Genomic DNA, 11,357 nt, shown 5'->3' on the forward strand with positions numbered 1-11,357 from the left:
TTCAATATCTCAACAAATTAATTTTTTTATCGACAAAATCAGGTCAACTACTTTATTCTATTCAGAAAATATGCAACAAATTAAAGCTTGGAATGATTCCAATAATCGTCCATTCATACATTTCTTAACAAACAACCAGCGTATTTCATGAATAAAGGGAGGTGTTTCATGTCATCAAGATTGGTTTACAGCCTGTTATCAAGCCTGATAGCTTGCCTGCTTGTAGCGGGATGTGTTCCTAAACAGAACACTCAAAATAATGCGGTTAAGACAACTGTTAGAACCGAAACTGTTGTTGTAACACCTATCGTGACAGGTAACACCCTTCTAAAAAGTAACGTGAGAGAGGTTTCATCCTCAAAAGCAGATATAGTCGATATTATTGCTAAAGACACTCAAGTTGAGCTAATCGGCAAAAATGGCAACTGGTACAAGATTAAACGTATGGATGGTACTGGACAGCCCGGTTTTGTCTACCATAAATTAATTAACCTTGATTTCGGCAATTACATCGGAACAAGAGGCCGCAACAAAGAAAAAACTGTTGTCTTCCAAGCTCCTGATAAAAAATCTCCTACCGTACGCATCATTTCTCCTCAGACCACATTCGACATTATCGGCATTGAAAATGATTTTTACCTGATCAAAGGTGAAGACTTCGAGGGCTACGCTCCCACAAATGTATGCGTAGCGAACCCACTAAGTCCTATAGCTAAAACCGAGACCAGAACTGTCACAGGAAAAATTGTTCCTGAAAATGCAGGTGCTCCCTGCCCTACCCCGGTAAAAAGCAAAACATCAGCAATCGCTGAACCCAAGACAGAAAAAGTCAAAATTAGAACCAGCAGTCGGACTAAAAAGAAGACTACCGTCAAAAAGAGTGGCGGCGGACAGAGTGCCGGGGCAGCCTTGTTCGGTGCATTTGCACAAGCCCTGCTCTCCGGCGGCGGAGGTGGTACACCAAGTAAAAGCGGTGTTCCTGTTCAGTCCTCCAACGACCAACTCAAAGAAATTCTCAAAAGCGTCAGCGTAGGTAAAGAACTGGCAGCTAAAACAGTGGAAATCCGCGAGCAGATGCTGCAGGCCCTTAATGAAACAAGAGCATTGCAGTCACTGGTCGGAGCCACAGTTGTCGCAATGAACGACAACTACAAAATAGCGGCAGAGACTGCCCGCGGTGTTAACACCACCGGGATGAAAAAAATATCCATCAAAGCCTTTATCAAGGACCTTTCATACGAACCGACCAACTCCATTGAAGGCGCAGCAGTAAAAATTGCCCAGAATGGCAAGATGCTCAAGGCTCTTGAAACTAAAATCAAATCTGAAGCTGATGACTTTTCAAATCTCAATACCCAGCAGATTCAGAACCTTGATTCGGTCATCAATTCCTTTTCAAACAACCTGCATGCATCTAATGCCCTTTATGATTTCAGCATAGATAAAGCCAATAATGTAATCCTGCGAATTGACCGGGCTATTAATGCATACGATGAAAAAGCCGGCCCCATGGCGGCAGAAGCAGCCAAACAAGCCGGGGTTATCGCACTTGCCACTGCAGAATTGGTTTCAATCATCAGCAATGCCCAGAACGACCCTATTCGAGCGCTGACTGCTTTGCCGCGACTGATAGAAATTCAGGAAGACCTGACCACTCTGGGAACCCTGTTTGCCGACTTTCAAGCAGACTATGATTACATTGAAGAGAATTCTGCTGTTATAAGCGGACAAGGCAAAGAAATCAGTAAAATCATCATGACGGCACGCAGAAAAAACACCCAGATTACTACCATGCTTGAATCATATTACCAGAACAAGCTGGCCCTGAGTACGCGACTCAAGAATCAAATGGCCGCTCAGACGGCTCAGGGGTTCGAAACGGTTGAGAAGAAGGCGGCTTCTGTTGCTTTGGCTGAAGACATGTTAGACTAAACGGTATAAGGAGATTTATTGATGAAAAGATTCAAATTACTATTACTTTGCGCAGTTGTATTTCTGGCCCTTTCCGGTTGTGGATTCAAGCAGGCAGACTCTGCAAAGCAATCCATGGAAGGCGTGCACCAGTCCGCAGGAGACCTGAAAGAGGAAACCAAATCTGCTAAAGACCGCACAGAAGAAATCAAGCAGGAAGAAAGCCAAGATTCAACTGACGGCTATAAATGGTAAATAATTATGGTCCGTAAATTCAGTTTCGTACTTATCCTCCTGATCGCACTTCTCTACGGATCATGGGTTGAGGCTGCCGAGCTTTATATTATGCCGCCAGCCATCGGCAAGGTGCGCAATAAAGAAAATGACCGCCACAAGACGGAACTGGACATGATTCTCAAGGATAAAGAATTCAAGAAGGCGCTGCGTAAAGGGATTCTTGGTTTCCTCAAACATGCTGTTGCTAAAAACGAAGGTATAAATATCAAAAGAGCAGGATTCGGGGACAAGTTTGACCCCGAATCCATACTCATTCCCCTTCTGTTTGTGGATAACGTCATTTCCTTTGTGGACGAATACGGTTCTGCAGAGCAACGGTTGTACAAGGGAAGGATTTATATCGGACTAAATTTCCTTCTTTTTCAGGCAAAATCTGAATCACTGGTTTACTCAGCCCCCATGCTTGTCTCAGTTCCATATCTGGATAAAACCAAAAACTTCAGCCTTGACCCCCTTGCCGGTCAAATACGATCTTCCATTGTGGAATTCTTTACCGACCGCAAAAGACTTAAAGCTGATGCACAAGATGAACTGGGCAAATGCCTTGCCAATATGGAGTACCTGTTTTCGACCAAAACATGCTCTGTAGACGAGATTACTCTCTCTCAAGGAACACTCAAACGCATCAAGAATCCGGCCAAATATACATCTTTAGCCCAGATGCTGGCATCGCAGGCTCTTTCACAGGAAATCATGGTCATGCCTCCTAAATCAAGGTTCAACGCCATTCGCAAGGGACTCCATGCTTCGGTCTCCATGTTCGGGGTATCCTTTCAGCAGGGTTCGGACAAATCCGGGTTCTCGGAAAAGGATAATGTCTATCAGACCAGCATGCGCATGCCCAAACCGGAAATCAAATACAGCCTGACCATCAAAACAGGAACCAAGGATAATGACCTTGGAGCCTTTATTGAGCGCAACTACACTACCGCAGCCTACATTCAGGGTAACGGTGATGTCATAAAATGCGTCAAAGCTGTTGATGCTACAATCGCCAAAGGACATACGTCCGTGTCTGATGTGAATTTTTACAACAGCCTGATCAATGCCCTTTCCGATCTGGATTCCTGCAAACGGTAATCGCAACGCAGACAAGGAGTTTTTTCATGAAAAAAAGATCATTAATCTCAATCATTATTTCCGCCCTGCTGGTGATGTCCTTTGCAGCCTCCGGAATATGCGGGAGCAAAGACGGATACAAAATATACAAAAAGTCCGGGAAACCGACCATTGTATTTTCACTTGTACCGCGCATCAAAGGGGAAAACCTTTCTCCTCAGGAATGTGAGAATCTGATACGCAACCTCAATAAATCTCTGCAGCAGGAATTCAACGAGGCCGGTTTTGAAACCCACCGTGACCGCATGATAACCGGATTTCTGCTCGACTCCTGCAAACGTTCATACGCCACATCACAACAGACTGTCACCGAAGATGAAATCATCTCCATTGCCCGTGACAATGCTGTGGACTATGTAGTTATCGGAGCATCTGAGGTAGATATTGAATATGACGAGGATTACGAACAATACTCTGCGTTGGTGGACATCAACGGAGATTTTCTCGGAGTGGAATTCGATCCGCCAACCTCGTATGCACTGAACCTGACCGGGGAATATATGCACCCCAAGAAGGACAGGCTCATCAAATTGGCAGTTATCGATATTGCCCGCAAGATAGCCCGCTTAAGGACCATCGATACGGTGCTGACTCACTGGAAAGAGAATAACAAAAAGAGATAAAAAAAGGGGGAACAGCTAGGTTGTTCCCCCTTTTTTTATTAATCATCTTCCAATTGACTGGGATCAAGCTCGGCCTTGGCGTAATCAAGATATAGTCCGGAATCAATGAAGAGTTGACATATATCTTCATCAATATGCTTATCTTTGACCATAAATCCTAAAATTTTAATCGCCTGAGAAAGTTTCATTGGTTTCTTGTAGGGCCGGTCCTTGGCTGTCAGAGCTTCAAAAATGTCAGCAACCGCCATAATCCTTGCCTGCAAGGGCAAATTTTCTCCGGCCACCCCGTTAGGATATCCCGAACCATCCAATTTCTCGTGATGTCCGGCTGCATATTCAGGAACCCGGGAAAGCCGCTTGGGAAACGGAAGTCGTGAAAGCATTTCATGAGTGATTGCAGCATGACTTTCAATCACCTTGCGTTCCTTGTCTGTCAGGGTTCCCTTACGGATACATAAATTTTTAACCTCATCCTCGGTCAACCACGTGAAGGTTTCACCATTGCTTTCATAGGTGCGGGACGCAATCTCCTCAACCCTTGCAATGCGTTCATCAGACATAAATTCCTTAGGAATATTGCAGGAGTTAATAAACAGACGATCTTCTTCAGCCTGCTCCTGTTCGACGGCATAACGCATTTCTATTTCAACAAGCTTCGCAGGGTCGGTTCCATTTGTGAGAGCTGCGATAGTCTCCTCAAGCTGCCTGTTCTTTATGGTCTCAGAAATAAGCCTGAACCGGGCATCCACCATTTTGGAACGGTCAAAAATAGTTTCAAGTTTGGTCGATTTGTCTACCACATGTTCCGGGATGGATATCTTCCCGACATCATGCATCCATGCAGCCAGTTTCAACTCTTCCAATTCGTCATCGGTAAAGTGAACATCAGCATATTTGCCTTCATGAATGGAATTAACCTTATCGGCAATCATCATAGTGATGGTCACAACTCTTTCAATATGACCGTTGGTGTATGGTGATTTGGCATCAATGGCTGCGGCAATACTTTGGATTACCGAATAAAGCAGATCTTTAAGACCTTGGATGAGCTGGGCGTTGGTCAGGGCGATGGCTGCCTGCGAAGCCAATGAACCGACAATATCTACGATGTCAGGTGAAAATTCTATAATCTCACCATCATCATCAAGTGCATTAAGCAGCTGCAGCACCCCGATGATATCCTGCTCGTGGTTTTTCAAAGCCAGTACAAGCATGGATTTTGAACGATATCCGGTAGCCGCATCATATTTACGCGGACCTGTGAAATCAAAGCCTTCAGCCTCGTAAACATCTGCGATGTTGATTGTTTCACCGGTCAAAGCACAGTATGAGGATACGTTTGATTTGTTTGGAGCATTGCCTGAAGTATAAAGAGGAACCGGTGGCAGGGTTATCTCATTACCGCTGGTTCCACCCATGCGAACCTGCATCTTATCGTTTTGGAGAATAGAAAATTCAAGCTTACGGCCATCGCTGTCTACAATGTAGAGAGTCCCGGCATCAGCCCGGGTCAAAACACGTGCTTCATCAACTATCATCTCCAGCAGCCGCTCGAGACGTGTCTCACCGGAAAGGGCCAACCCTATTTCAGTCAAACGCTCGACAAGATCTTCCTTTGCATCTGAATTTTTGGCAAAAGCAGCGTTAATATCCCGGCTAAGCCTGCTTACTACTTCATGGCAATCAGTACCTTGCAAATCGATTAATGCTTTTCCCAAAATATCATGCAATTCTTCTGCTCTTGAAGACATTTTTCCATTCCGTGACACCATCCCCTCCCTGCAAGGATATACACCCAGAGAAATACCCACCGGATAAATCACAATTTGACAATACAACCCCAGAACTACATTGGTAATTTTTATACAATAAAGCTTTATCCGCAACAAAAATCAAATCTGCAGCAATCTTTACCTACCCATAACACAAAGAATAAAGTTCTGAAACCACTCTCAGGTATTTCTAGGCAAGATTGGAGAACATGTATGCTATTCGTGACTATTGGATAATTAATATGGAAAAATAACTGTCAACGACTTGCCCGCCAGTTATTAATGAATTATAAAAATGGAGTTTTTTGCACGATTAAGCATAATCTGCTTTAAACTGGCACTGACTTTTTACTTCTTTCGAGACATGAAGCTTCACACGCATGCGGAGAACCATCTTTCAAAAGCAGTACTTATATATTTTAATTGCATTTTTGTGGAAATTTTTTAACCGAGGATTTCATGTCCCTAAGCAGCCTTCAGAAACGAATCATCACTTCCCTGCTCCTAGTCGCAGCCCTTGCCACAGCCCTTATCATGGGAGGTCCAGTTTTGACTGGCGGGCTGGCTATATTCTGCACCATCGCCCTTTACGAATTTTATGCCATGTTCTGGCAAGACAAATCCCATCTCGCATCAAGAATTTTAGGCATGGCCGCCGGTGCGGGAATTATCCTTACTTCTGCGACAGTTTCTCCGGTCTGGATGCTTTTGATCATGCTGGGAGCATTCTGGTTGTTCAACTTCCGGTTCCTGTTTTCATATAGTGCAAAACCGGATCAGGCCACCTATCTGGACAGCCTGATACTCTTTGCGGGTTTGGTATACGTTCCCGTCACCATGCAGTTTATGACATCCATGAGCAGTTGGGAAATTCTTTTCGTTCTCCTCGCGGCTTCATCTTCGGACACTGCGGCCTTCTATGCCGGGACTTTCTTCGGCAAAAAGAAAATCTGGCCCCAGATCAGCCCCAAAAAATCATGGGCCGGTTCAATCGGCGGAATGACCGGATGCATTCTTTGCTGCACCATATTCGGCTACTTTTTCGGACATGCACCGATTCTGTACTGGGTTGCGCTCGCCATAATGCTCAACATAGCGTCCCAGATGGGAGATTTTTTCGAATCCGCTCTTAAAAGAAAACTTCAAATCAAAGACTCCGGAAAGATCCTTCCGGGACACGGTGGAGTGCTGGACCGGATCGACAGCCTTGTGCTCGCTCTTCCCGTGTATATTCTGGCAAGACAAATTCACTCTTTCTTCTAAACCGGGCCTTGATCCCAAGCCCACAAAACAGACGGATATAAAGACTTGCAAACATATATTTCTCCATGGCCGGCAAAAGCTACATTACCGGATTTCCCCAGATCAATTTCCATTCTGGGCAGCACCGGCTCCATCGGAACCAGCACCCTTAAGGTAATTGAGCAACATCCGGATCTGTTCAAGGTTACCGCCCTTGCCGGAGCAAGAAATGCAAAACTGCTTGCGGAACAGGCAATCAAACATCGCCCTCAGTATTTAGCTGTACTTAACGATGAAGCTGCTGCTGAGCTGAAAAGCCTGCTTCCCGCTGACTACAAGCCTGAGATACTGACCGGACCTTCCGCATACATCGCACTTGCAGAGCTTGATGAAGTCTCCGTTGTACTCTCCTCCATTGTTGGAGCCGCAGGTTTTGAACCTACCCTTGCCGCTGCCAAAAAAGGAAAGATGATCGCTCTTGCCAACAAGGAATCCCTTGTTCTGGGCGGCCACATCATTCGAGATGAATGCCACCGCACCGGCGCGACTATCCTTCCGGTGGACTCTGAACATAACGCCCTGTTTCAGGGACTGGCCGGACACGACGGAGAAGATGTAAGCAGACTGATCCTGACAGCATCCGGCGGACCGTTCCGCGGTAAATCAAAAGAATTTCTTAAAACAGTAACCCGCGAACAGGCTCTGGCCCACCCCAACTGGGATATGGGCGCAAAAATCAGCATTGATTCCGCTACCCTCATGAACAAGGGATTGGAATTCATTGAAGCCTGCCACCTATACGGCCTGCCGCCGGAACAGGTTGATGTGGTAGTTCACCCCCAGTCCATTATCCACTCACTGGTTGAGTATGTGGACGGTTCACAGCTTGGACACCTTGGCGTACCGGACATGCAGATTCCCATTGCCTTCTGCATGTGCTTCCCCCAGCGCGTCCCCTTGAAGCTCAAACAGCTGAACCTTGCAGAAGTAGGAACTCTGACCTTTGAAAAGCCGGACCTTGAAGTATTTCCCTGCCTGAAACATGCAGCGGATTCTTTTTCGGCAGGACAGAGCCACCCCATTGTCCTCAACGCAGCAAATGAAGTAGCGGTCGACCTTTTCCTGAAAGAAAAGATCCGCTTTCTGGACATTCCGGCAATTATCGGCAAGGCACTGGAAAGTCATGCCGGATGTGATGTGAGCGAAGCCGGAGCAGTCCTTGAACTGGACATCAAAACCAGACGAGATGTGATGGAATCCATCGTCTAAGGAAAATTTATGTCTTGGATAGTTGATTTTATTCTGGTCCTCGGCGGTCTGATCTTTTTTCACGAACTTGGGCATTTTCTAGCAGCCCGTATGCTCGGCATCGGCGTAAAGACATTTTCTCTGGGCTTCGGCCCCAGATTGGCCGGTTTCACATGGGGAGCCACCAACTACCGTCTTTCCCTGATTCCTCTCGGCGGATACGTAAGCCTTGCAGGTGAAGAACGTGATATGACCGAGGACAACGGATTCAATGAGAATGAACTTTTCATGAACCGCCCCCCGTGGCACCGCATGATTGTAGTTGCTGCAGGTCCGTTATTCAACTTTGTCCTTGCATGGGTTATTTTCTGGGGAATTATTGTCAGCAACGGCCAGATGGGACTTGCCCCCACTGTGGGCAAATTACAGCCGGACAGCCCGGCCCTGCATGCCGGAATAGAGGTAGGAGACAACGTCCTTTCCATTGAAGGACACAAGATTATATTCTGGTCCGACCTTGCTGAAACAATCCAGAACAGCAAGTCCGACTCCCTTGATTTTGTTATTAAAAGAGACGGCAACACCAAAAAAATTGCCATCAAACCACAGGTTCAGGAACTTAAGAATATTTTTGGTGAGACCATCCGCAGACCGGTAGTCGGCATTGTCGCTTCCGGCGAATCCAAAACCATAGAAATGGACAGAATCGACGGAGCAGTAGCCGCTGCAGAACAAACATGGAACGTTACCAAGTTGATTTGCACAAGCATCGTCAAAATGGTTGAGCGGGTTGTACCCATGGATTCTATCGGCGGACCGATCATGATCGCGCAAGCCATAAAGCAACAGTCCGAACGCGGCCTGTTGGAACTGCTCCAGTTCACTGCATTCATCAGTATCAACCTCGGGCTGCTCAACCTGCTGCCGATCCCTGTACTGGACGGCGGACATTTACTCTTTTTCAGCCTTGAAACCGTTATGCGCCGCCCTTTGAATGAAAGGCTTCAGGCAGTTGCAACTAAGATAGGCTTGATTTTCCTGCTTTGCCTTATGGCTTTTGCCATTATCAATGACCTGACCAGAGAAGCATTAAAATAAATGATTTTATCAACAGCAAAAGAAGACCTACTGCTGGCTATAAACGGCGCGGAAGAAACTTTACAGATTATACTGGCTCGCCGAGAAGAAGATGAGGACTCATATTCCTTATTGCAAGCCATAAAACTGGTTGTACCGGGACGTTCGGTCAACTTCTTGATCCCGTCCATCCGGGACTCCCTGAAACTGTTTGGCTACGACGCCGGAGAGATCTCGAGGATTGCCATTACCGCCGGTCCGGGAAGCTTTACCGGACTGCGACTAACCTTTGCTGCAGCAGCTGGTATTTCCGCCGGGAGCGGTTGTCCCGTAGCTTCGCTGGACTACCTGCCGATCCTTGCTAAAAGTGCGGCACTTATCAGCGGAATTCCTGTCTGGGCGGTAACCCATTCACGCAGGATGCAGGTATATCTGCAGGGCTTTGAAGCAATCACTGCCAATGGTCCGCTGACAACCATAACCTCGCCTCTTCCGGTCTCTGTTCAGGAAGCAGCTGATGTAATCATTTCACACAAGCAGAAACAAGCTGTTCTGATCGGCAGCGGACTGTTCAAAAACAAAGCATTCTTTGACGAATTTCTGGCAGCACATTCTCAATACTCAGCTATGCCGGAAATATTTAACGTTCCTTCGGACCAGTGTCTGCTGGATGCGGCTACTCAAGCTGAATACTCAGACACAATGCCTATGCCCATGTATTTACGCGGTTCAGATGCTGAAGAAAACCTTGAAGCTATAACCAGCAAACGGGGAATATCCATTGAAACGGCAAAGGAACGGCTTAAGGATATTACGCCTCGTTAATTAAATTTTATAAAAAAAAATATTAAGAAAAGGGATCTCCATAAACGGAGGTCCCTTTTTTTATTAAGAAACAAAAATATCCTTCGAACCCTAAAGTAATCTAAGTTTCAGACGATCAGGTAGGCACGAAGGACCAGTATCGCTTTGTGAACCTTTTGTTCCAGGGCAATGTTTTTGGCAAGGAAGCCAAAGATCACTTTTCAAGGAGGAAAACATGTCTTTAGTAATTAACCACAACTTGATGGCAATGAATGCTTCACGCAACTTGCAGGAATCATATGGTAACCTCGGTGTATCAACCCGTCGCCTGTCTTCAGGTCTTCGTGTTGGAACCGCGGCTGATGATGCTGCAGGCCTCGCAATTCGCGAACTTATGCGCGCTGACATTAAGTCACTCAACCAGGGTATCCGTAACGCCAACGATGCAATTTCAATGATCCAGACCGCTGACGGCGCTCTCGGTGTTATTGATGAAAAGCTCATTCGTATGAAGGAACTTGCAACTCAGGCTGCAACCGGTACCTACAACTCTGACCAGCGTCTGATCATCGACTCCGAATATCAGGCTATGGCTTCAGAAATTACCCGTATTGCGAATGCTACTGACTTTAACGGCATTCACCTGCTTAATGGTAATGTATCCGGCACCCACAGTGGAGCCGGCTTAGAATCTTCTGGTAAGGTCAAGGTTCACTTTGGTACTGGTAACGACTCCTCAGAAGACTACTACTACATTTCCATTAACACCTCCACCGCATCAGCACTTGGTGTCGGTCTTGCTGCAGGTAACTCCATTTCAACTCAGGCTCTGGCGCAGCAGTCTCTTGATAAGCTGAATAATGCTATCATCTCCAAGGATAAGATCCGCGCTAACCTCGGTGCTCTCCAGAACAGACTGGAAAACACCATTACCAACTTGTCTATCCAGGCAGAAAACGTTCAGGCTGCGGAATCCCGCATCTCCGACGTTGACGTTGCAACTGAAATGACTGAGTTCACCCGTAACCAGATTCTGACCCAGTCCGCAGTGGCTATGCTCTCGCAGGCTAACAGCATGCCCAGAATGGCAATGCAGCTTATCGGTTAATAAACCGGCGCAGCATAAAACATTCTGACCAAGTCAGACTTAATTGGAAAGCCGGGTCCGGTCCAACCGGCCCCGGCTTTCAGCTTAGCTGAGACTAAGTTCTTCACAACCATTAACATTACTTAATCTATCATTAACGTTTGGCATCCTGATTGC

The 11,357-nt window shown here is 46.3% G+C and carries 10 protein-coding genes; 9 read left to right on the forward strand and 1 reads right to left on the reverse strand.

The genetic code is table 11. The features are described 5' to 3' along the window. The first annotated feature begins 168 nt into the window (after positions 1–168). From ACKU40_RS09330 to ACKU40_RS09345, 4 genes are read left to right on the forward strand one after another with little or no spacing between them, the layout of a single operon-like run. The gene (locus ACKU40_RS09330) at positions 169–1,932 is read left to right on the forward strand and encodes an SH3 domain-containing protein (RefSeq protein ID WP_320176244.1); all 1,764 of its coding nucleotides are present in this window, start codon (positions 169–171) and stop codon (positions 1,930–1,932) included. Positions 1,933–1,953: 21 nt separating this feature from the next. After that, positions 1,954–2,166, forward strand: a complete 213-nt coding sequence (locus ACKU40_RS09335; protein WP_320176245.1) for a hypothetical protein — start codon at positions 1,954–1,956, stop codon at positions 2,164–2,166. 6 nt (positions 2,167–2,172) lie between these two features. Continuing rightward, positions 2,173–3,288, forward strand: a complete 1,116-nt coding sequence (locus tag ACKU40_RS09340; RefSeq protein WP_320176246.1) for a hypothetical protein — start codon at positions 2,173–2,175, stop codon at positions 3,286–3,288. Between the two features lie 26 nt (positions 3,289–3,314). Beyond that, the gene (locus ACKU40_RS09345; protein WP_320176247.1) at positions 3,315–3,950 is read left to right on the forward strand and encodes a hypothetical protein; all 636 of its coding nucleotides are present in this window, start codon (positions 3,315–3,317) and stop codon (positions 3,948–3,950) included. 38 nt (positions 3,951–3,988) lie between these two features. On the opposite strand, the gene ACKU40_RS09350 is transcribed toward ACKU40_RS09345, so the two are convergent. Next, positions 3,989–5,701 (reverse strand): HD domain-containing phosphohydrolase, encoded by a 1,713-nt coding sequence (locus ACKU40_RS09350; protein WP_320176248.1) that lies wholly within the window; start codon positions 5,699–5,701, stop codon positions 3,989–3,991. A 480-nt stretch (positions 5,702–6,181) separates the two neighbouring features. Between ACKU40_RS09350 and ACKU40_RS09355 the strand changes: the two genes are divergently transcribed. From ACKU40_RS09355 to ACKU40_RS09375, 5 genes are all read left to right on the forward strand, one after another. Continuing rightward, positions 6,182–6,985 (forward strand): phosphatidate cytidylyltransferase, encoded by an 804-nt coding sequence (locus ACKU40_RS09355; protein WP_320176249.1) that lies wholly within the window; start codon positions 6,182–6,184, stop codon positions 6,983–6,985. A gap of 45 nt (positions 6,986–7,030) precedes the next feature. Next, positions 7,031–8,233, forward strand: coding sequence for a 1-deoxy-D-xylulose-5-phosphate reductoisomerase (locus ACKU40_RS09360; protein WP_320176250.1), 1,203 nt, complete (start codon positions 7,031–7,033; stop codon positions 8,231–8,233). A gap of 9 nt (positions 8,234–8,242) precedes the next feature. Next, the gene (gene rseP, locus ACKU40_RS09365) at positions 8,243–9,310 is read left to right on the forward strand and encodes an RIP metalloprotease RseP (RefSeq protein WP_320176251.1); all 1,068 of its coding nucleotides are present in this window, start codon (positions 8,243–8,245) and stop codon (positions 9,308–9,310) included. Continuing rightward, on the forward strand, positions 9,311–10,114 hold the full coding sequence (gene tsaB / locus ACKU40_RS09370) for a tRNA (adenosine(37)-N6)-threonylcarbamoyltransferase complex dimerization subunit type 1 TsaB (protein ID WP_320176252.1): 804 nt from the start codon (positions 9,311–9,313) through the stop codon (positions 10,112–10,114). A 214-nt stretch (positions 10,115–10,328) separates the two neighbouring features. After that, positions 10,329–11,201, forward strand: coding sequence for a flagellin (locus tag ACKU40_RS09375; RefSeq protein ID WP_320176253.1), 873 nt, complete (start codon positions 10,329–10,331; stop codon positions 11,199–11,201). Positions 11,202–11,357: the final 156 nt, after the last annotated feature.

Origin of the sequence: Maridesulfovibrio sp. (assembly GCF_963666665.1) — a bacterium.
In the GTDB taxonomy this organism is placed as follows: Bacteria; Desulfobacterota; Desulfovibrionia; order Desulfovibrionales; family Desulfovibrionaceae; genus Maridesulfovibrio.

What these genes read in the sequence shown, in the direction of transcription:
- ACKU40_RS09330 (WP_320176244.1), top strand. Translation starts at nt 169, where the DNA reads ATGTCATCAAGATTGGTTTACAGCCTGTTATCAAGCCTGATAGCTTGC.
- ACKU40_RS09335 (WP_320176245.1), top strand. Translation starts at nt 1,954, where the DNA reads ATGAAAAGATTCAAATTACTATTACTTTGCGCAGTTGTATTTCTGGCC.
- ACKU40_RS09340 (WP_320176246.1), top strand. Translation starts at nt 2,173, where the DNA reads ATGGTCCGTAAATTCAGTTTCGTACTTATCCTCCTGATCGCACTTCTC.
- ACKU40_RS09345 (WP_320176247.1), top strand. Translation starts at nt 3,315, where the DNA reads ATGAAAAAAAGATCATTAATCTCAATCATTATTTCCGCCCTGCTGGTG.
- ACKU40_RS09350 (WP_320176248.1), bottom strand. Translation starts at nt 5,701, where the DNA reads ATGTCTTCAAGAGCAGAAGAATTGCATGATATTTTGGGAAAAGCATTA.
- ACKU40_RS09355 (WP_320176249.1), top strand. Translation starts at nt 6,182, where the DNA reads ATGTCCCTAAGCAGCCTTCAGAAACGAATCATCACTTCCCTGCTCCTA.
- rseP (WP_320176251.1), top strand. Translation starts at nt 8,243, where the DNA reads ATGTCTTGGATAGTTGATTTTATTCTGGTCCTCGGCGGTCTGATCTTT.
- tsaB (WP_320176252.1), top strand. Translation starts at nt 9,311, where the DNA reads ATGATTTTATCAACAGCAAAAGAAGACCTACTGCTGGCTATAAACGGC.
- ACKU40_RS09375 (WP_320176253.1), top strand. Translation starts at nt 10,329, where the DNA reads ATGTCTTTAGTAATTAACCACAACTTGATGGCAATGAATGCTTCACGC.